Below are 21715 nucleotides of genomic sequence, written 5' to 3'. Positions count from 1 at the left end.
GGGGCCGAATCAGTCGTTATTCGGGCCGCTGTTGTCGGACTGGGCTTTGCCGTTCCTGCGAGCTATCGCCATGAACGTGACGCCGACGATGACGGGCAGGAGGATGGCGGCGAGCGTTGCGGCGCGGCGGATGGCATCGGACGTTGCCTTTCCGGACTTGGCGTCGCCTGACTTGGCGGACGCTGCGGAATCGGCGGACTTGGCGGCGGTGTCATCGCCCTTATGCGGTGTTTCGCCGGTGAACCAGGCGGGATCGGACGGATCGTATTTCCGGGTGCCGGCCCAGTTTGCGGGCGTCGCGCCGGCGTATAGGGCGACGGCCGAGCCCTTGGCCACGGTGGCGGTGAAGGTGCCGGCCACGGCGTTGCGGAAGCCGATCATGCCGCGGATGGCGGTCCAGCGTTGCGCGCAGTGCCAGGTGCCGGCGGTTTCGATGCCGTCGGTCGGACAGGTCATGTCCGGCACGGAGGTGCGGGTGGCGCCGGGAGCGCCGTCGTCGACGCCGGCGTAGTAGTAGCCGGAGAAGATGTGCGGCTGGCCGTAATCGTAGGCGAGCATGAAGGCGTTGGCGAGCAGGTAGCTGGTGCCGTCACGGGTGGTGAGCGAGGAGCCGTTGCGCTCGGTGTCCCAGTTGGTCACCCATACGGCCGCCTTATCGGAATCCACCCAGGTCGGTCCGCCGATGGCGTCCAGGCCATCCGAACGAATCGATGCAGGCCGGCTTCGACATGGACCTCTACCTCGACTGGCGCCGGGACGGCCACCCGAACGGCTACAACCTGTTGCTGCGCAATACCGACACGCCTATGGAGCACGAAGGCGATTCCAGTTATTTCAACGCCGATTCAGGTGCCTCAATCGCCTCATTCCTCACGGAATACCTGCCGGACGAGCTCTCTTCCGACGCCGACGTGCTGCTCAGTCTTGGTGAACCGGCCGTGAGCGGCGGGCAGCTGACGCTCTCCCCGCAATCGTTCGTCGTGTTTGGTTAAACCCGTTCGACCTCACCTCCGCCGGCGAGGCTGTCGGCAAAGTCGACTGGGGATAGTCAACGGGCCATCACGACAAACACCAACACCTCTAGCCTCGTCCAACTCACCGAATGTATTGCAATCGTTGTCAATATGAGTTACGGTAGAGGCAGAACAGCTCGAACATTGGTCTGTCAGGTTGCCGGAACCTCAACGCAGAGCGGCCCTCGAACAGCAATGCAAACGACTAGCAGTACCCAATTTGCAAGCAAGGAGTCATCATGACCGACGCGTACAGCAACGACGCAGCGACCAGCACCGGCACCATCGCAGACACCACCAACGACGCCGCTTCCGGTGCCCCGCAGCGCGCGGAAAGCACGGAACGACTCGCCCGTCCGCTGGTCAAGCTGGCCAAAGCATGCGGGCTTTCCACCTCGTTCATCGACCAGCTCGGCACCTACACCGAAATCAGCGACGAGGCCTTGGTCGCCGTGCTCAAGGCCCTCGATGTGGACGCCTCCAGCGACGAGGCCATAAAACGTTCCATGACCGAACTTGAGGCCGAAAACAGCAAACGTTTGCTACCACCCACCATCGTGGCCACCACCGGCAAGCCGACAAGCCTGACCCTGAATTGCCCGTCGGACGCGGACATCACCGCCTCCATCGAGCTGGAGGACGGCACCGCGTTTGGCCACTTTGCCCTGCTGCCGAACCTCAATTCCGGCAAGCCGGACTTGACCATCGCCCCCGATCTGCCGATGGGCTACCACACACTGACCGTCACGGTGGACGGGCGCGAGGGCAAGGCGGCCATCATCGCCGCCCCCGCGCGCATTCCCGTGCCGGAGGCGGTCGCCGAGCACCAGCGGTGGGGCTGGATGACGCAGATGTATTCCGTGCGGTCCCGCGAATCGTGGGGCATCGGCGATTACGGCGATCTGAAGCTGCTGCTGGCGGACGCGGCCGACAAGTCCAAAGCCGACTTCATGCTCATCAACCCGATTCACGCCGGCGCGCCGATTCCGCCGCTTGAGCCATCGCCGTATCTACCGGAATCGCGCCGATTCCTCAACGTGACGTACATCCGCCCGCAGGACATCCCCGAATACGGCACGCTGCCGGCCGATATCCGAGCGCAGGTGGATGCGCTGCATGATTCAGTGGCCGCACGCAACGACGAATCGAACCCGATGGACATCAACGCGGCGTGGGCGGCCAAACGCCCGGCGCTGCGCCTGATCTTCGACGCGGGCCGCAACAACAAGCGCGAGCTCGAATTCGAGCATTTCAAGACCACCGCCGGCCCAGACCTCGATTCCTTCGCCACCTGGTGCCTGTGCTTCGAGGTATGGGGCGCGCCGTGGGGCGAGAACCGTTGGTTCTTCGAGAAGACCATCGACGACCCGGCCGTGCGCCAGCTCGTCGAGGAGCACCACGACCTGTTCGAGTTCAACCGCTGGCTGCAGTGGATTGCCGCCGAGCAGGTGAACGCCGCGCAGCAGGAGGCGCTGGACCACGGCATGACACTGGGTCTGATGCAAGACATGGCCGTGGGCGTGCACGGGCTCGGCGCGGATGCCTGGGCCAATCCGGAACGCTTCGCCTCCGGCGGCGTCACGGTCGGCTGCCCGCCGGACTTCTATAACCAGCAGGGCCAGGATTGGGGCCAGCCGCCGTTCAGCCCACGCTATCTGGAGGCCACCGGCTACCAGGTGTACCGCGAGATGGTGCATTCGATGTACGAGCACGCGGGCGCGGTGCGCATCGACCATGTGCTGGGCCTGTTCCGCCTGTGGTGGATTCCGCAGGGGCTCGGCGCCCTCAACGGCGCATACGTAACGTACAACCACGAAGCGATGCTGGGAGTACTGGCCATCGAAGCCACGCGCGCCGGAGGCATGGTGGTTGGCGAGGATCTGGGCACCGTGCCGGATTACGTGCGCCGCATTCTGGCAGATCACGGCGTACTCGGCACTGACGTGGAATGGTTCAACCGCGTGGACGATTCGCCGAACGCCGGCGACCCGTACCGCGCACCCGAGGACTACCGCAAGCAGGCATTGGCCTCGGTGACCACGCACGATCTGCCACCCACCGCCGGCTACCTGAACTTCGAACACGTCAAGCTACGCGAGGAGCTGCATCTCCTGAGCGAGCCGGTGGAGGCGTTCGCCGCCTCGGCGATGGCCGAACGCACGGCCATGATGAACCGTCTGGTGGAGAACGGCTATATCTCGCAGACCGTGGCGGATGATGTGGAAGGCCATGTGCAGGAAATCGTGGAAGCGATGCACGCCATGCTCACCGATACGCCGTCGCTGCTGCTGCAGGCAGCGTTGGTGGACGGCGTGGGCGAATGCCGTTCCCAGAATCAGCCGGGCACTTCCAGAGAGTATTCGAACTGGCGCGTGCCGCTGGCGGACAGCTCAGGCCACGTGGTACATACCGACGAGGTCTTCGACCTGCCACGCGTGCAGTCCCTAGCCGCCGTGATGCGCCGAGAGAAGCGGTGATCGATTCCGGCAATGGGAAATTGGTCTAAATCAGCCCCTCGTAATCGAGATAGCCGAAGACGACGACTTGTTATGGGCATGTTATCGTTGTCATGACAATGATTGTTCGCGACGGCGAAGGAGCGACGGCATATGACCAAGGCAAGCATTCAGGCAGTGGCCCGCGAGGCCGGCGTTTCCGTATCCACGGTGTCCCGAACCTTCGCCAAGCCGGATCTGGTGCTTCCCGAGACTCGAGACCGAGTGATGGCCGCGGCCGAAAAGCTCGACTACTCAGTCTCTCGCTCGGCCGCCGCCCTGAAATCCGGCCAATCGTTCCGTATCGCATTGCTTGCCAGCGAGACCATCGCCAGTTGGTTCAATTCGAACATCTTCGCCGGTCTTGACTCGGCGCTGCGCCCCTCCGGCTACGACACTGTGCCCTACCCCATGCGCAACGCCGCCGAGCGCCACGACTTCTTTGCGGATTTGCCCGTGCGGCGCAATGCGGATGCGGTGATTGTCAGCTCCTTCGACATCGAACCGGCTGAAGTGGAGCGACTGAAGCATATGCACGTGCCGATTGTCGGCATCAACATCCCCTCCACCGATGGGTTCGACGCAGGCGTGAGCATTGATGATTACGCCGCCACACGTTCGGCTATCGAGCACCTGATTGCACTCGGCCACCGGCATATCGCGTTCGTCGGCAGCGCACCGACCGAAACCAATATGCGCTACAGTGCCGAGGCTCGTTTGCAGGGCGTCATTGATGCCGCTGCCGCCCATCCGGGGATCGAGCTAACGCCCCTGAGCATTCAACGCGGTCTTGGCGAAAGCAACGCGGCATTGAACGCCGTACTGAACGCCTTCCCCAGCATCACCGCCTTCTGTTTTGAGGATGATGAAATGGCCGCGCCCGTGCTGTATCGCCTGCGTCAATACGGGCGGCGGGTACCTCAGGACATTTCCATCATCGGCTTCGACGATTCCACCCTGTCCGCCGCCGTGGGACTGACCACGCTGCATCAGGACCCGTTCGCAATGGGCGCGACTGCCGGGCACATGGTATTGGATGCCATTGCCGGCAAGTCAATCGAACCGGCATTCGTACGGCCGAACACTCCGCTAATACTGCGCGAAACCACCGCGCCGCCTGCCGCGACAGCAGCGCCCGCGCAGGCGTGACCACGTTACCACCGCAAAACGCCGATAAATCGATTTTTGCATGCGTGATTCACATGATATCGTTATCATCATTAATACAACGGTTGGGCCTTCACACAGCAGTTCGGGCGCGACCGGAACAACCCAACCACAACGCACCCGGAACAGGAGGGAATCGGCATGACCGCAAATAACCTCAATGACGACTGGTGGAAGCAGGCCGTCGTCTACCAGATCTACCCGCGCAGCTTCAAGGACGTTAACGGCGACGGCATCGGCGACATCGCCGGCGTCACCGAGAAAATGGACTACCTGAAGAGCCTCGGCGTGGACGCCATCTGGCTCTCCCCGTTCTACCCCTCCGATCTGGCGGACGGCGGCTACGACGTGATCGACTACCGCAACGTCGACCCGCGACTGGGCACCATGGACGACTTCGACGCCATGGCCAAGGCCGCGCATGAGGCCGGCATCAAGGTAATCGTGGACATCGTGCCCAATCACACCGCCGACAAGCACGTGTTCTTCCAGGAGGCCCTCGCCGCCGAGCCCGGCTCCCCGGCGCGCGACCGCTACATCTTCCGCGACGGCCGCGGCGAGCATGGCGAACTGCCCCCGAACGACTGGCAATCCTTCTTCGGCGGCCCGGCCTGGGCGCGCGTGGCCGACGGCCAGTGGTATCTGCACCTGTTCGATAAGGCGCAGCCGGACGTCAACTGGAAGAATCCGGACATCCACGAGGAGTTCAAGAAGACCCTGCGTTTCTGGTCCGACCACGGCACCGACGGCTTCCGCATCGACGTGGCGAACGGCCTGGCCAAGGACCTCGAATCCAAGCCGTTGGAAGAGCTCGGCCGCGAATACAGCGTGGTCGGCGTGCTGAATCATGACTTCAGCCACCCGCTGTTCGACCGTCGCGAGGTGCACGATATCTACCGCGAATGGCGCAAGGTGTTCAACGAGTACGACCCGCCGCGCTTTGCCGTGGCCGAGGCGTGGGTGGTGCCCGAGCACCAGCACCTGTACGCTTCGATGGACGAGCTGGGCCAGTCCTTCAACTTCGACTTCGCGCAAGCCAACTGGTATGCCGACGAGTTCCGCAAGGCCATCGCCGCGGGTCTTAAGGCGGCGGCCGAAACCGGCGGCTCCACCACCACGTGGGTCATGAACAATCACGACGTGCCGCGCAGCCCCTCCCGCTACGGTCTGCCGCAGGTCAAGGGCGCGCCCTACCACCAGCTGCCGCACGACTGGCTGCTGCGCAACGGCACCACATATCCCGAAGACCGCGAGCTCGGCACCCGCCGTGCCCGTGCCGCCGCGCTGATGGAGCTCGGCCTGCCCGGTGCCGCATACATCTATCAGGGCGAGGAACTGGGCCTGTTTGAGGTGGCCGATATTCCGTGGGATCACTTGGAGGATCCGACCGCCTTCCACACCACCCGCAACACGATGGACAAGGGCCGCGACGGCTGCCGCGTGCCGCTGCCGTGGACCGCCGCCGATGAGCCGGCCTTGGCCGATTTCAGCCGTCCGGCTCCGGCCGATGACGGTACCGGCGAAAACCATGTGCCGCTGTGCGCAGCCGGCCAGTTCGGCACGGGCGCTTCCTTCGGCTTCTCGCCGGCTACGCGCGCTGAGGGCGTGACGCCGGCCGCCGACCCGCACCTGCCGCAACCGCTGTGGTTCAAGGATTACGCGGTGGACGTGGAGCAAGCCGACCCGGACTCGATGCTCGCGCTGTATCGCGCCGCACTGGCGATTCGCCAGGAGTCGCTGACCGCCACGCGCGACACCACGGCCGAGCAGGTGGACATGGGCGACGATGTGGTGGCGTACACCCGCGCGGCGGTTGGCGGGCGGGTGTTCACCTCAATCACCAACTTCGGCAATGCCCCGGTCGCGCTGCCCGATGGCTCCGTGGTGCTGGCGTCCGGCCCGCTGACCCCCGAAGGCCAGCTCCCCACCGACACTTCTGCGTGGGTTATCAAGTAGATCCCTTGGAATAAGCGAAAGGCCGCCGTTCCGAATGAATCGGAGCGGCGGCCTTTTGGTATGCACTGGGGACCACCCTCAGGCGCTTACGCGCCAGCGTACTGCAACACGGACAGCCTGAAGGCTGCGATTGCCGGCTCGCTGTTCGTGCGCACCTCACCCGAGGGGAGCCAAGGAAGAATCACTGAACCTGGGCGCGGGCGATCTTGCCGGTGAAGGAGTTGGCCTCGTCGGCATCCTTGACGCCATCCTTGTTCCAGGAGAACATGGCGCGCAGCTTCGGGCCGACGGTCTCGATGCGCTCGTTGGAGTACTTCTCCTGCAGTTCCTTGAAGTGCGGGGCGCCGGCATCCTGGTCGTCGATGAACTCCTTGGCGAAGGAGCCGTCCTGGATGCGCTGCAGGTGGTATTCCATGCGCTTGCGGCAGTCCTCGTTGATGACGGTGTTGACGTAGTCGCCGTACTGGGCGGTGTCGGAGCAGGACCAACGAGCCTTGTTCAGACCGCCCTCGTTCATCAGGTCGACGAGCATCTTGAGCTCGTGGCAGACCTCGAAGTAGGCGATTTCCGGCTGGTAGCCGGCGTCGGTCAGGACTTCGAAGCCCATCTCGACGAGCTTGTTCACGCCACCCATGAGCACGTTCTGCTCGCCGAAGAGATCGGTCTCGGTCTCTTCCTTGAAGGTGGTCTTGATGGCACCGGCGCGCAGGGCACCGAGGGCCTTGGCGTAGGCCAGGGTCAGAGCCCAGCCGTCGCCACGCGGATCCTGCTCGACGGCCACGACGACCGGCACGCCACGGCCAGCGGCGTACTCACGACGAACGATGTGGCCCGGGCCCTTCGGGGCAACCATGAACACCGGGTGATCCTCAGACGGCTTGATGTAGCCGTAGTGAATGTTGAAGCCATGAGCGAACGCAACAGCGGCACCCGGCTTGATGTTGGGCTCGATGTCGTTGGCCCAGATGGTGCGCTGGTACTGGTCGGGGGCCAGAATCATGATCACGTCGGCCTCGGCGGAAGCCTCGGCCACGGACTTGACCTCGAGGCCCTGCTCCTTGGCGAAGTCGACCGACTTGGAGGTCGGACGCAGGCCGACGACCACGTCGACACCGGAATCGCGAAGGTTCAGCGCGTGGGCGTGGCCCTGGGAACCGTAGCCGATGATTGCGACCTTCTTGCCTTCGAGGACGGAAAGATCGCCGTCGTTCTCATACCAGATTTGTGCTGCCATTATTGGCACTCCTTTTCAGTAGTGGGTTGTGGCGCCGCTGGGCGCCGGGGGTATCTACGGTGTGCAGATAAGTCCTGTTTTGCGAGGATTGTGTCCTTCAAACCGAGTTCAATCCTACCGAGAACGCCGTCGCAGCCCCGCTGGAGTCCACAACGTGAGCTAGGTCACTATTGGAGTATGGACAGCCGTGTGCAGAGAACGATTCTCGATAACAACTCTGCACCCTTTTGAACAGAATCGCACAATCCCACATATGGGGAAAGGCTGAGATATCAACGATCTTGCATATTCGGTGTTCGTTTGCCTGCAAGAAATCAGCGCATAGTTGTTATTGAGAATGATTCGCTGCGCGCAACAACACAAAACCGCCGCTCCCGTATGGGCGGGAACGGCGGTTTGCTAGCTTAAATCCCCTTCAGGGGCGGCAATCACTGAACCTGGGTACGAGCGATCTTGCCGTTGAAGGACTCGGCCTCGTCCTTGTCCTTGGCCTCGGCGTTGTTCCAGGAGAACATGGCGCGCAGCTTCGGGCCGACGGTCTCGAGGTGCGGGTGAGAGTACTCTTCCTGCAGCTTCTTGAACTTCGGGGCGCCAGCGGCCTGGTCGTCCATGAACTCCTTGGCGAAGGAGCCGTCCTGAATGCGCTTGAGCTGGTACTGCATGCGCTTCTTGGTCTCGTCGGTGATGACGGTGGAGGTGTAGTCGCCGTACTGAGCGGTGTCGGAGCAGGACCAGCGAGCCTTGTTCAGGCCACCCTCGTTAGCCAGGTCGACGAGCATCTTCAGCTCGTGGAAGACCTCGAAGTAGGCGATCTCCGGCTGGTAGCCAGCCTCGGTCAGCACGTCGAAACCGAGGTCGCACAGGTGGTTGATGCCACCCATGAGGACGTCCTGCTCACCGAACAGATCGGTCTCGGTCTCCTCAGTGAAGGTGGTCTTGATGGCGCCTGCACGCAGAGCGCCCAGAGCCTTGGCGTAAGCCAGGCACAGCGGCCAGGTCTTGCCGTCCGGGTCCTGCTCGACGGCAACGACGACCGGGACGCCACGGCCAGCGGCGTACTCACGACGAACGATGTGGCCCGGGCCCTTCGGGGCGACCATGAAGACCGGGTGATCCTCGGACGGCTTGATGTAGCCGTAGTGGATGTTGAAGCCGTGGGCGAACGCCAGGGCAGCGCCCGGCTTCAGGTTCGGCTCAACTTCTTCCTTGTAGACCTTGGCCTGGTACTGGTCAGGCAGAAGGATCATCACAACGTCAGCCTCGGCGACGGCCTCGCCAACCGGCTTGACCTCAAGACCCTGCTCCTTGGCGAACTCGACAGACTTGGAGGTCGGACGCAGGCCGACGACCACGTCGACACCGGAGTCACGCAGGTTCAGTGCGTGAGCGTGACCCTGAGAGCCGTAGCCCAAGATGGCGACCTTCTTGCCATCGAACACGGACAGATCGGCGTCCTTCTCGTACCAGATAGTTGCTGCCATTTTTGGCGCTCCTTTTATTTATTTGTTTATGGGGGTTGAAATTTTCTTGTGCTCTGCGGGGTTTCGCTGAGCGATATTCTGTTGTGGCTTTCCTTGTGGGCTTTTCCGATATGCAGGTTTAGTCCTGTTGCACCGGAAAAGCCTCGCAGGGGTTCACTTCGTGGAATTGAGATTTTTCACGTTGTGAACATCGTCACTTGGTAAAGTCAACGTCCTTAGTCTCCTTGCAAGTGAGCACGGAGACGAGGCAGCACACGGCCATCACGGCGAGGTAGAGGCCCACGGAGTGGACGCCCCAGTGGGAGCTCAGCCAAGTGGCGATGGTCGGCACGAAAGCCGCGCCGACGATGGCGGCCAGGTTGTAGCCGATGCCGGAGCCGGAGTAACGCACGTTGGCGTCGAACAGCTCAGGCAGGAAGGCGCCGATCGGGCCGAAGGCGATGCCCATCAGGGCAAAGCCGACGCACAGGAACACCATGTTGGCGAAGAAGTTCTTCTGGCCGACCAGACCACCGTCCAGCAGGAACGGGAAGAGCACGGCGAACACGACGAGCGCGCAGGAGGAGAAGGTCAGCACGCGACGGCGGCCGATCTTGTCCGCGTACAGGCAGGACAGCACGATGAACAGGGCGAACACGCAGATGGAGATCATGAGCATGAGCAGGTATTCCTGGTTGGTGAAGCCAAGGTTGCCGCCGCCTTCGCCCTGCTCCTTGGTGCCCCAAGCGAGGGACCAAGTGGCGAGCGTGTAGAACAGCGTGTAGGTCACAGCCACGAGGAAGGTGGCCTGCAGCACCTGACGCCAAGACTTGCGGAAGACCTCGGTCAGCGGGGACTTGACAACCTTCTTCTGCTCCTGAGCCATACGGAAGATCGGGGTCTCCTCCATGTGAACGCGGACCACGAGACCGACGATCACCAGGATGGCGGACAGCAGGAACGGCACACGCCAGCCCCAAGCCAGCATCGCGTCCTGATTGTTGAAGGATTCGAGCACGAAGTAGGTGCCGTTGGACAGGAAGAAGCCGATCGGGGCGCCGAGCTCCGGGAAGGAGCCGTACAGTGCGCGCTTGTCTTCAGGCGCGTTCTCGGTGGCGACCAGTGCCGCGCCGGACCATTCGCCGCCCAGGCCGATGCCCTGGATGAAACGCAGCAGGCAGAGGATGGCGACTGCACCAACGCCGACCTGATCGTAGGTGGGCAGGCAGCCAATCAGGAAGGTGCCGACACCCATGGTCATCAGGCTGACGACCAGCGTGGTCTTGCGGCCCATGCGATCGCCGAAGTGGCCGAAGATCAGCGAGCCCAGCGGGCGGGCGATGAAGGCGACGGCGAAGGTCAGCAAGCTCATCAGCAGTGCGACGGTGGGGTTGTCCTTCGCGGAGAAGAAGATGTGCGGGAAGTAGTTTGCCGCGGCGGTGCCGTAGGCGTAGAAGTCATAGAATTCGATGGCGGTACCGACCATCGACGCGGCGATCACGGTCTTGACCGAATCGCGTACCAAGGTAGCGGCTTTACCTGCCGCCTGCCCTAAGCCAGTCTCTTCGACTGCTGCAGTCATTGTTACTCCTGTTTTGCTCTCGTTCACTCTCATCGGCGGGCGATTATTTCGCCCCACAGGGAGGTTGTTGTTCTGTCGCTGTGTTGTTGCCGTGTACTGTCCGCTACCGTTTCCGTCTGCGGGATTCTGCCGTAAGCCTTGTGAGCGCAACAAAAAAAGCCCCGCATCATGCAGGGCCGTGCCGATTGTGTCAGCTTGATTGGCCCTGCCTTCGTTGACGGGGCTTCAAGCATCAGTGCCGAATTAGTCCGCCAGCGAAGACGGGCTAATAATTCGTGCGGATACAAACGCAGAAGCATTGAATCCAGTCATCGCGTGGCCTCCTTTCGGTATTTCCTCAGGCCGTTCGACCTGAACTGGAATGTAAACATAGGTTTGTATGTCTTGCCAATCCAGCAAGGGTTCACATTGTGGACATTGTGACGTAGGAGTCATGTGAGATGGGTGACTGTGGGCGGCCGTGACTCGGCTCCCCTCAGTCGCCTACGCCGCCAGCTCGGCCGCAATTACAGACGGGCTACCGCCCGCAGTCTGCCTGCTCGCCTCCCGGCTCGCCTTCGCCTACAAACAGTCCACTGGACTGTTTGCTTCACAGCTCAGCCTCAGAGAGGGGAGCCAAGATAGGAGTCACCGGGTGGTTTCGCCGGGGATGAGGGCTACGGGGATGACTTCTTCGGGAGTGGGTTGGGTGTCAACGTTCGAAGCGCTATCGTTCTTGGACGGAGAGGCGGGGCCACCGTCGGCGGCGATCTGTGAGTCCATGCGGACGGCGAGCGCGGCGGCGATGGCCGGGAAGTCCTGTCGAATCGCGGTCAGGCGTTTGCCGGCGGTTTCGGCCATGAGAGTGCCGTCATAGGCGATGACTTGCAGATCAGCAGGCACCTCGATACCCCGTCGTGAGGCTTCCTGCAATGCCACGGATGCCACCACATCGGAGCCGACGATGGCGTCGACATCAGGATACTGTTCGAAAATGGCGCATGCGGTGGCTTCGTGGGCGGCGATGTCGGCCACGGTGCCGGCTTCGACATAATCGCAGGCAATGCCGGCCTCAGCCAGCAGACGCTCGACGGTGAGATGGTAGCGAATCGTGGGGAAAGTGGTGCCTTCCGCGAACTGGGAACGCGGGCCACCAACGAGCACCACGTGGCGCGCGCCGGAATCGATGAGCTGGCGCGCAATCAGACGGCCTCCCTGTTCATGATCAGACCGGACGACCGGCACACCCTCACCGAGCGTGCGGTCGAAAGCGACAATTGGCCGATGGATGGAGGTCCAGTAGTCGGCCGGATGCTCGGTGTGGGCCGCCATGATGATGCCGTCCATCATGTGCCGCTGGAGCATGTCGATGTACTCGCTCTCGCCCTTGTCTGTATCGGCGGTGGAGCAGAGCAGGGTTTTGAGGTCGCGCGCGGCGAACTCGCGCTGCAGATGCGCGGTGAGTGTGGAGAAGAACGGGTGGGCGATGGTCGGCATGATCACGCCGATGGTGTTGGTGCGGTTTCGGTAGAGGTTGCGGGCCAGCTCGTTGGGAATGTAGTTGAGCTGGCGCATCGCGGACTCGACTTTGGCACGCATATCGGCCGAGACGTAGCCGGTGTTGTTGACCACCAACGAAACGGTGCTTAAGGACACCCCTGCCGCTTTGGCTACGTCGCGCATGCCGACCATGGTTTTGCTCCCCTGCGAGTACTGGACTGGATCACTGCTGACCAGTGTACTCGAACCGGTTTATTATTCGGCAGATTTGGTGGTGAGGGTGACGATTCCGGCCAGCAGCACCATGACGATGGCGGACGGGAAGAGCAGGTAATAGCCGAAGCTATGCTCGAAGGCGTTCACCAGTAGCGCGCCGATGATGGCGGCGAGCGCCAGACCGGCCGAGTTGGCGAGCGCATAAATGCCGAGGTCGTGGCCGGCTCGGCGCGGGTCGGGCAAAGAGTCCATCACCAGTTCAAGTCCGAGCGAATCGTAAATGCCGAAGGCGAATCCGGAGATCAACGCAAACAGCAGCATGCCGTTTTCACGGGCAGTGCCGGTGGACCAGACGCCAAGGCCCCATGCGAGCCCCAGACCAATCGCATACAGCAGGCAGGCACCGGCCACCACACGGGCCACGGGAATGTTCTTTTCCTCGATTCGCTCGGAAATCGGCCCGGCGGCCCAGGAGGCGAGCGCGGCACCGATCAATGTGGCCACAGCCATACCGGCAATGAGGAATCCGGCCGGAATGGTCAGCGGCGCGGACGTAAGTACCACGGCCTTGCCATAAACCCAGAAACGTACGAGATACCACAGAAACACACCGGTCAGCCCAACACCGGCCATCATGCACGTACGGGCGGCGAACACCCGGGAGAACTCGGGAGCGTGGGCCGGCGGGCGCAATTGGTCAAGTACCTGACTGCGGTCAAAAAGCTGGTTCGGCTGCTCAGCGCTAGAAGGCTCCTTGGGCAGAATCAATACGGTGGCAATACCGGACACTGCAAATAGCACGGCGGTGTAACTAAACGGCGCAAACGAATTGAACATCACACCAAGCGCACCCATGCACACGCCAAGCGCTTGGCCGAGCATCACACCGATGCCATGCCAGCGTTCGATGCGAGGGCGGAACTTGTCGGGCACCCGTTCGCTGATGGCGCTGGTCAACGGCACGGAAAGCATCGCATAGGCGAACTGTAGGAACACCCAGAAAATACAAAGCACAATGATGCCGATATTCTGCCCCAGAATCAGCGTGATCAGCGCGCACAGCAGACCTCCGCCAACCATCCACGGGGTACGACGGCCCAATGGCGTGCGTGTGCGGTCGGACAACACTGAAATCAGCGGCATCGCAAACATGGAGGCCACTACGCCGACAATCACCAACACGGCCAGGGGCATCGCCAATTCGGTGGCGACGGGCAACGGGCGGCCAGTGGCCGGATTGATGGCGATATGACCGGCAACAGCAGTGTCATAGCCGAACGTACGCGCAATCGCGTTGGGCATGGCAATGGTGTTCAACGCCACCCAAGGTGCGCCGACCAGAATTGAAGCAGCGAAGAAACCCCAGTTGAGTCGGGAGACCTGACCTGCGGTAGGGCGTTGGCCATTGACGGCGACCATGGGATCGCGCATGTCGAGGTAGGCGGACGACATATCCGGCGCGGGAGTGTCCACACTGGCGGCTGCAGCAGCGGCTGCCGAAGAACCGGCGGAAGCCAATCGCACAGCCTGGGCCTCAGGCTGGTCCGCAGAGGCTTCGGGCGGGCGGCGGCGATTCTTGATGGCCAGTCTGGCCACGGCGGCTTTGTCTTCGGGACTTAGGACCTTGTCCAAATCCGGGCGATCATCAATACCCGGACGCACATACGGTTCCAACATGATGCTGCTCTTTCTCTGTTCTGCTGCTCGTCTCGTCGATTCCGGCGGGATGCTTGGGCCGCGCCCGCAGGAGCATGACCTTCAACCCCGCATACGCAAAACCGCCCGGGCGCACTGGCTTCAGTGCACTGCGGGCGGTTTGCTCTCCATGAACCCAGCTTACGCCGGGCGCACTACTTGGAGCGCGCACAGCGGAGTGGCGTTTATGGGCCAACGGTTAGTCGATATCGGCAATCGGCGGGTTGGCGAGCAGATCGCGGGTTTCGTGGTCGCCGGCGGCATCGCTCCAGGCAAGGCTGGCAACCGGGGTGGCGTTGTCTGTGCCGAGGCCGCGTCCGGGCTCGAAGGTGAGGGCGGCCGTGGACGTGCCGTCGGCGGCGGTCCAGCGGAAGGTGATGGACGTGTCGCCATCGACCTCGTAGCTGAACTCGCCATCGAATGCAGGCAGTTCGTTGCGGAACTTGGCCAGGGCGTTCAGGGCCTTGACCACCGGGCGTTCGAGGTTTTCATCGATTTCGGCGGTGGAGTAGTAGTGGCGGTTGATGTCGCGGCCGTTGTTGGTGCGGCGCAGCAGTTCCATGTCGTTGCGGCCGGCGAGCGCGCCCACGTAGTAGACCTGCGGCACGCCCGGCAGGAAGAACTGCACGGCGCGGGCGGCCAAGTAGTGCTGGTCGTTGCAGCCGAGGGCCGAGTAGTACGTGGAGTTGACCTGGTAGAGGTCGAGGTTGGACGCGGCGGCACCGGTGGCGGCCTGGGATTCGCCGTGGGTGTTGGCATGGATGGTGTTGACCAGGTTGTCGACGTCCTCGTCGGGCACGAGGCCCTTGAGGGAGCGGTCGAGCTGGTCGGAGCCGATGTCGATCACGCCGATGCCATCGTGCGTATCGAGCACGGTGACGGCGTTGTTCGGGCGGATCTCGGTCCAGTGGGCCACGGGTTCGACGTGACCGGTGAACAGCGAGTGCAGAAGCAGCGGCGGCAGGGCGAAATCGTAGACGCGGTCCACCTTGGAGGCGATTTCCACCTGCTTCTTGTAGTAGCTGTGAACCTCGATGAGGATTTCAAGGCCGCGCTTGACGCCCTCCTCGCGCAGACGGGAGATGAGCTTAAAGGTCTTGGGGGTCATGAAGCAGCTGGTGCCGGCTTCCTTGGCGCCGTAGCCCACGGCGTCGAGACGGATGTAGCGCACGTGGCTGGCGGCCATCTGATCGAAGATCGACATCAGGTATTCCCAACCCTTGGCGGAATCAGTGTCGATGTCCACCTGCTGCGGGGTGAAGCTCACCCAGACCAAGCGCGTCTTGCCGGCGAACTTGTAGTGGGTGAACGGCAGGCCCGGGCGCGGGCGGTAGATGCCGGCCAGGTCTTCTTCGGTGGCGCCGTTCGGGAAGACGGAGCTCATGGTCAGGAACATCGGGTAATACTCGGATTCCTCACCTTTTTCAAGCACGTCTTGGAACTGCTTGGATTCCCAACTCATGTGGTTGACGATGGCGTCGACCATGATGTTGTGGGTCTTGGAGAGTTCGGCGACGTCGTCCCAGCTGCCGAGACGTTCGTCGACTTTGGTATGGTCGATCGGGTCGAAGCCTGCATCCGCACCATCGAACGGAGTGAAGAACGGCAGGATATGCACGCCGTCATACACGCCGTCGAAGCGGGTGCGCAGGATGTCGGTCATCGAGCTAAGAGTGCCATCGCCGAGACGATCGGCGTATGTGATGAGTTGCACTTTGTTTTTCATGGGACCTCCCTTGGCTCATGGGCGCGGGTGCAATTTGCGTGCGCATCTGCCTGTTTGTTGTTTACGTATTTGCATACTCACGTATGTATCGAACCGGTTCGATATTACCTCGAAAGGGACGTCAATGTCCAGTCGCGCAGTGAAATGCGCGTGTCGAACCGATTAGATGCGGTGTTCTATGCAGCTTAGCCTGTCCGACTCCAATGTGTCCGATTGATAACGCCCGGTTTGTTGCGCATTTTGGTTGAGGCTTGAGTTGAGAGACATGGTCCGTCGTCCGGGTACGATTTCAGTCGCCAAACCAAATCAACCTATTTAGGAAGGCGACGGAACCATGCCGAATCAGATTCTACAGGTCGACGAGAACATGCTCGAGACGAAGCTGGACCGGTTGGTGTCGGAGAAGGTCGAACAGCTGTTGAACGCGATGCTGGACGCGGAGGCCGACGAGATCACGGGCGCGTGCAGGCGTTCGTATACGCTGGAATGCAAGACGAATGCGGCCAGACGCGCGCTCGAGGGCGAGCCCCTCGCCCGCGTGGCGCGCGACGCGGGTTGCACGCCGACGAGCGTGTACCAGTGGATGCGCCGCTACCGGAGCGAGGGGATACTGGGACTGATGGACAGGAGAAACGCGCCGATGCCGGCCGAACCGATGCCCGCGGCCGGCGATGACGTGGAGGAGCTGCGCCGGCAGGTGGAGGTCCTGCGGCTGGAGAACGCGGTGATGCGGGAGACGATCGATGTTTTAAAAGCCGACGACCCGCGCCTCGACCCGTCCATGCTGACGAACAGGGAGAGGACGCGGGTCGTCGACGCGATCAGGGGTGAATTCGGCCTGGCGGCCTGTCTGAAGGCCGTGGGGCTGAAACGCAGCACCTACTATTACGAGCGCGGCGCGATCGCCGCGGGCGACAGGTACGCCGTGCTGCGGGCCCGCGTCGCCGGCCTGTTCGAGCAGGGTGGGCGCGCATGGGGATACCGGACCATCCACCGCATGCTGCGCCTTGACGAGTCCGACCCGATCGTCGTCTCGGAGAAGGTCGTCAGGCGGATCATGCGCGAGGGGGCCATGCGGCCCGTGTACCTGAAGCGGCCGAAGCGGTGGAGCTCCTACGCCGGCGAGATCGGCGAGGCCCCGGCGAACCTCGTGGAGCGGGACTTCCACGCCGACGCGCCGAACATGCTGTGGGTCACGGACGTCACCCAGTTCACCATGGACGGGTACAAGTGCTGGCTTTCCCCGGTGGTCGACTGCTTCGACGGGATGGTGGTCTCCTGGACCTTGTCGCGCTCCCCGAACGCCGACATGGCGAACCGGATGCTCCTTGACGCGGTCGCCACGCTCAGGGACGGGGAACATCCAATCATCCACTCGGACCGCGGCTGCCACTACCGGTGGGACGAATGGATCCGCATCTGCGAGGAGCACGGGCTGATCCGGTCGATGAGCGCCAAGGGATGCAGCCCGGACAACGCGGCCGCCGAGGGGTTCTTCGGCAGGCTCAAGAACGAGTTATTCTACGGGCGGGACTGGAGGGGCGTGGGCTACGAGGAGTTCCGCGAACGCCTGGCCGCCTACCTGACCCACTACAATGAAACCAGGATCAAGAAGTCACTGGACTGGATGAGCCCCGTGCAATACCGCAGAAGTCTTGGACTGGCCGCCTGACCGTCCAAAAAAACATCCGCACCCCCTCCGTGCGATCATGGACGATGCGCTCCGCCTGCGCCATCGCATGATTCCGTACCTCCACACCATGAACTGGCGCGCATCCCGGACAGGCCTTCCCCTGGTGGAGCCCATGTATTGGGGATCGCCCGACATCGACGCCGCATACCACGTTCCCAACGAATACATGTTCGGCACCGAACTGCTGGCCGCGCCCATCACGGAACCGATGGATAAATCCTCCCGACGGGGCAAGGCCGACGTATGGCTGCCGCAGGGCGACTGGTTCGACTTCTTCACCGGGCGCCGGTATAGCGCGTCTTCGCCCAACGGACGGCGCATGACCGTCTGGCGTCCGCTCGACGGAATTCCCGTGTTCGCGAAGGCCGGCGGCATCGTGCCGATGCAGCCCCTGTCCGAGGGGGATTCCATCAACTCCGTCGACAACCCGCAGCATCTGGAGATCATCGTCTTCCCCGGAGCGGACGGCGACTTCACGCTGATGGAGGATTCGGGACATTACTCTCGGCAGATCACCCCGGCGACCACCGCGATCACCTATCGATGGCGCAAGGACGGCGCCACATCCGCACTCACGGTATCGCCAGCCCAGGGAGACGTTCACGCTCTGCCGGCCCGGAGAACATGGGATTTCCTGTTCCGAGGCATTACCGACAGCGACATATCCGTACAGGCCGACGGCGCATCCGTCGATTCGGATCGCCGGTATGATGCCGAAACCCTCACATTGCAGGTAACGGTCGCCGACGTATCCACCCGCAGCGAGATACGTGTCACCATCGGCGACACGACGATGGCCCCCGATCCCCGCATGGAAGACGTCTTCGACATCCTTCGGCATGCCGAAATGCGATATCTGACCAAGGAACAGGCTTATGCCGCCATAGCGGAGAACGGCATCGACGCATTGGCCACGATGGATTCACTCGAGCACGTCAGCGGGCCGGACATGGAAGATTGCTCCGATTCGCATATGCCGAGCGCCGTCCGTCAAGCGCTGACGGAGGTGCTGCTCCGATCCTAGCCCGCATGTCGCCTCTCCCGGAATACGCCACGGGAGAGGCGACAGCAGCCCGTCACAGACCCATGTCCAGGCGAACGCCGGGCCGTCAACACGTCGAGGCACGACGCACCAGATCGTAGGAGGTCACATACGTGCGGAACGGATCCGCCGACCCCTCGATGCGCGCGATCAGCATATCCACGGCATGTCGCGCGTAATCATCCACATGCGGGTCGATCGTCGTCAATCCGGGCATGCAGTACTCGGCATCCGGCACGTTGTCGAACCCAATGACCTGCATATCCTGCGGCACGCGCACGCCGCGCCGCTGCAGCTCATGAATCACCCCGATGGCGAGCGCGTCGTTCAGGCACATGACCGCATCCGGACGCGGCGCATCCGGATCGTCCAACAGCCCCGCCACCGCATCGCGGCCGCCGGACTGCACCCAATCCGCGTTACGGACCAGCCGCCAATCGACCTGCAGGCCACGCTCCTCATGGGCCAACACATAGCCGCGGGTACGCATCGTGCTGGTGGTTTCGGGCCGCGACTCGCGGTCGGCATCCGGGCATGCGTTCTCCGCGGTGCCGCCGATCAACGCGATCCTACGGCATCCCGAATCCAGCAGCGCCCCCACCGCGGTGCGTACGGCCTCCACGTTCGGCATCGTGACCCAATCGGCCAGTCCCTGCGTATCGTAATCGCCCACAATCACCAACGGATACGGCTGGTGCAGTATCGTGCGATCCGTGATCGGCGAGCCCATGAAGAAAATCCAGCCGTCCGCGGCCAGCTTCTTCGTCTCCGGGATCGCCTGCGCCAAGCCGCCGGCGCTGTTGTAGGTATCGGTGATCACCGCGTACCCGCGGGAACGTGCCGCCGCCACGATGCTGTCGGCGAGATAGGGCATGAACGGCTGGCAGAAATCGGTGATGGCCAGTCCGATGAGCTTCGTGCCGCCGGTTTTCATGGCGCGGGCGGACACGTTAACGCGGTATCCGAGGCGTTCGATGGCATCCTGGACACGCTGGCGCGTCTCCGGGCGCATACTGCCGGTGTTGTTCAGCACATTCGACACCGTTTTGATGGAGACGCCCGTCTCGCGCGCCACGTCGGTGATGGTCACCCGTTTCGCCACAGCACCCCTCTCGTCGCACCATCGGGCATGTTCCGCACGGTTCAGGCGGAACGCCCGTCTGATTCCAGCATAACGCGTTTTCCCCGGCCGGTCCGGTCCCTTCCGCCCGGCCCGGGAAGCAAGGGCCGTGCGATCCGTCCTTCTCCGGAACGGACCGCGCGGCCCATCGCGTCACTTGATGTGCAGGGCGGTCCAACTCACCGGCGGCAGGGAGACGCGGACCACGCCGGACTCGGCATCGTACATGGCCGACCCGTTGGCGTGCGGGGTCACACGGTTCTGGTCGTAGAGCGTATTCGCAGCGAACAGATCGTCGTCGTGCAGCGTCTGCGCCTCGACGGATGCCGGCTGCGCGCCGTCCTGCAGCCTGATCTCGAACTCGGCGGTCGCCTCGAGCGAACGGTTCACCGCAAACACGGCGAGCGAGCCGTCGGCGCAGCGCACGGCCACGGCGTTCACGCCGTCGACCTCGCCATAGCGCGGCGTATCCACGGTGCCGGCGGACAGCTTCGGCTCCAGCACGGTGCCGCCCTTGGCCAGGCGCGCGGTCACGGAGAACGGGTGGAACGTGGTCTGGCGCCAGGCCGGGCCGCCCGGCTCCGTCATGATCGGGGCGATGACATTGACCAGCTGCGCCAGGCTGGCGGCGCGCACGCGGTCGGCGTTCTTGAGCAGCGTGATCATCAGATCGCCGAACACCACGGCGTCGGCGGCGGTGTAGATGTCCTCCAGCAGACGCGGGGCCACCGGCCAGTTGCCGATGCCCTCGGGGGTCTTGCTCGGCTCCTCACCCTGGTACCAGACATTCCATTCATCGAACGAGATGTACACGTCGTGCGCGCTCTTCAGATGGGCCTTGGTGGCGTCGATGGTGGCGGCCACGTCCTTGATGAAGCCGTCCATATCCACGCCGGAGGCCAGGAAGCTGGCCATGTCGCGCGTGCCGTCCTCCTTGAAGAACGGCTGGTAGTAGGCGTGGCAGGAGACGAAGTTCACGTTCTCGTAGGTCTTCTCAAGAACGGTCTGCTCCCACTTGCCGAAGGTCGGCATGCCATGGGCGGAGGAGCCGCACACCACCAGTTCCACATCCGGATCGATCTGGCGCATGCCGGCGGCCACGGAGGCGGCGAGCATGCCGTAGTCCTCGGCGGACTTGTGGCCGAGCTGCCACGGGCCGTCCATCTCGTTGCCCAGGCACCACATGCGGATATCGAACGGCTTGTCGGCGCCGTTGGCGCGGCGACGTTCCGACAGCTCGGTGCCGCCGGGCACGTTCGCGTACTCCAGCAGGTCCAGGGCCTCCTGCAGGCCGCGCGTGCCCAGGTTGACGGCCTCCATCAGCTCGTTGCCGCCGGTGGCCTCAAGCCATTCGGCCATCTCGTGCAGGCCGAATTCGTTGGTTTCGCTGGAATGCCAGGCCAGATCGAGTCGACGGGGACGTTCCTGCTTGGGGCCGATGCCGTCCTCCCAGCGGTAGCCGGACACGAAGTTGCCGCCCGGGTAGCGGATGGTGGTGGCGCCGAGTTCCTTGACCAGGTCGATGACGTCCTTGCGGAAGCCGTGCTCGTCGGCGGTCGGGTGGTCGGGCTCGTAGATGCCGGTGTACACGCAACGGCCAAGGTGCTCGACGAACGAACCGAACAGACGATTGTTGACCGGAGCGACCTCAAAATCGTCATCGACGACGAGACGTGCGGTCAGATGGTCCTGCTGGGGCATGGGATTCCTTTCTACATATCTGCATGCACTCTGCATACGTGACACGTATCCATACAACGATGTACCGCGGAGGCGCGGGCGACCGGGGACATCCGTGTGGCAGCCACCAGTGTAGTACAACCTTGTACTGACTGCC

Annotated in this window: 15 protein-coding genes; 6 read left to right on the top strand and 9 right to left on the bottom strand. The window is 62.9% G+C overall.

The window, feature by feature from the left end; all coding sequences use genetic code 11:
• Positions 1–9: 9 nt before the first annotated feature.
• Positions 10–666 (bottom strand): alpha-amylase family protein, encoded by a 657-nt coding sequence (locus BLLJ_RS00600; RefSeq protein WP_008783499.1) that lies wholly within the window; start codon positions 664–666, stop codon positions 10–12.
• A gap of 44 nt (positions 667–710) precedes the next feature.
• Between BLLJ_RS00600 and BLLJ_RS00595 the strand changes: the two genes are divergently transcribed.
• The 4 genes from BLLJ_RS00595 (at position 711) to BLLJ_RS00580 (ending at position 6631) form a co-directional block, all read left to right on the top strand.
• Entirely contained in the window at positions 711–992 is a 282-nt protein-coding gene (locus BLLJ_RS00595) for a hypothetical protein (protein ID WP_007055544.1), read from the top strand.
• A 260-nt stretch (positions 993–1252) separates the two neighbouring features.
• Positions 1253–3490: a 4-alpha-glucanotransferase gene (gene malQ, locus BLLJ_RS00590; protein WP_013582330.1), complete on the top strand. Its 2238-nt coding sequence runs from the start codon at positions 1253–1255 to the stop codon at positions 3488–3490.
• Between the two features lie 132 nt (positions 3491–3622).
• The gene (locus BLLJ_RS00585) at positions 3623–4657 is read left to right on the top strand and encodes a LacI family DNA-binding transcriptional regulator (RefSeq protein WP_013582329.1); all 1035 of its coding nucleotides are present in this window, start codon (positions 3623–3625) and stop codon (positions 4655–4657) included.
• A gap of 159 nt (positions 4658–4816) precedes the next feature.
• Positions 4817–6631 carry a glycoside hydrolase family 13 protein gene (locus tag BLLJ_RS00580; protein WP_013582328.1) on the top strand — a complete coding sequence of 605 codons (1815 nt, stop codon included), beginning with the start codon at positions 4817–4819 and terminating at the stop codon, positions 6629–6631.
• A gap of 181 nt (positions 6632–6812) precedes the next feature.
• Here the strand turns inward: BLLJ_RS00580 and ilvC (BLLJ_RS00575) are convergent, their stop codons facing one another.
• The 6 genes from ilvC (BLLJ_RS00575) to gtfA all read right to left on the bottom strand — a co-directional run bounded on the left by ilvC (BLLJ_RS00575) (position 6813) and on the right by gtfA (position 16023).
• Positions 6813–7865 (bottom strand): ketol-acid reductoisomerase, encoded by a 1053-nt coding sequence (gene ilvC, locus BLLJ_RS00575; RefSeq protein ID WP_007051650.1) that lies wholly within the window; start codon positions 7863–7865, stop codon positions 6813–6815.
• 428 nt (positions 7866–8293) lie between these two features.
• Complete coding sequence (ilvC, locus tag BLLJ_RS00570) at positions 8294–9346, bottom strand: ketol-acid reductoisomerase (protein WP_012576581.1); 1053 nt, start codon at positions 9344–9346, stop codon at positions 8294–8296.
• Between the two features lie 193 nt (positions 9347–9539).
• Complete coding sequence (locus tag BLLJ_RS00565; RefSeq protein WP_013582327.1) at positions 9540–10907, bottom strand: MFS transporter; 1368 nt, start codon at positions 10905–10907, stop codon at positions 9540–9542.
• Between the two features lie 627 nt (positions 10908–11534).
• The gene (locus BLLJ_RS00560) at positions 11535–12578 is read right to left on the bottom strand and encodes a LacI family DNA-binding transcriptional regulator (RefSeq protein ID WP_013582326.1); all 1044 of its coding nucleotides are present in this window, start codon (positions 12576–12578) and stop codon (positions 11535–11537) included.
• A 63-nt stretch (positions 12579–12641) separates the two neighbouring features.
• On the bottom strand, positions 12642–14279 hold the full coding sequence (locus BLLJ_RS00555; protein ID WP_013582325.1) for an MFS transporter: 1638 nt from the start codon (positions 14277–14279) through the stop codon (positions 12642–12644).
• A 217-nt stretch (positions 14280–14496) separates the two neighbouring features.
• Positions 14497–16023, bottom strand: a complete 1527-nt coding sequence (gene gtfA / locus BLLJ_RS00550) for a sucrose phosphorylase (RefSeq protein WP_013582324.1) — start codon at positions 16021–16023, stop codon at positions 14497–14499.
• A 334-nt stretch (positions 16024–16357) separates the two neighbouring features.
• Here gtfA and BLLJ_RS00545 point away from each other — a divergent pair, with 334 nt between their 5' ends.
• Both BLLJ_RS00545 and BLLJ_RS00540 read left to right on the top strand, forming a co-directional pair.
• Positions 16358–17695 carry an IS3 family transposase gene (locus BLLJ_RS00545; RefSeq protein WP_013582323.1) on the top strand — a complete coding sequence of 446 codons (1338 nt, stop codon included), beginning with the start codon at positions 16358–16360 and terminating at the stop codon, positions 17693–17695.
• Between the two features lie 88 nt (positions 17696–17783).
• The gene (locus BLLJ_RS00540; RefSeq protein WP_322972690.1) at positions 17784–18740 is read left to right on the top strand and encodes a glycoside hydrolase family 31 protein; all 957 of its coding nucleotides are present in this window, start codon (positions 17784–17786) and stop codon (positions 18738–18740) included.
• Positions 18741–18825: 85 nt separating this feature from the next.
• On the opposite strand, the gene BLLJ_RS00535 is transcribed toward BLLJ_RS00540, so the two are convergent.
• Positions 18826–19860 (bottom strand): LacI family DNA-binding transcriptional regulator, encoded by a 1035-nt coding sequence (locus tag BLLJ_RS00535; RefSeq protein ID WP_007051660.1) that lies wholly within the window; start codon positions 19858–19860, stop codon positions 18826–18828.
• Between the two features lie 171 nt (positions 19861–20031).
• Positions 20032–21579: an arabinosylfuranosidase ArfA gene (gene arfA / locus BLLJ_RS00530; RefSeq protein ID WP_010081386.1), complete on the bottom strand. Its 1548-nt coding sequence runs from the start codon at positions 21577–21579 to the stop codon at positions 20032–20034.
• Between the last annotated feature and the right edge of the window lie 136 nt (positions 21580–21715).

Origin of the sequence: Bifidobacterium longum subsp. longum JCM 1217, assembly GCF_000196555.1 — a bacterium.
Classification (GTDB): Bacteria; Actinomycetota; Actinomycetes; order Actinomycetales; family Bifidobacteriaceae; genus Bifidobacterium; species Bifidobacterium longum.
This window is presented reverse-complemented; position numbering and strand designations above follow the sequence as displayed.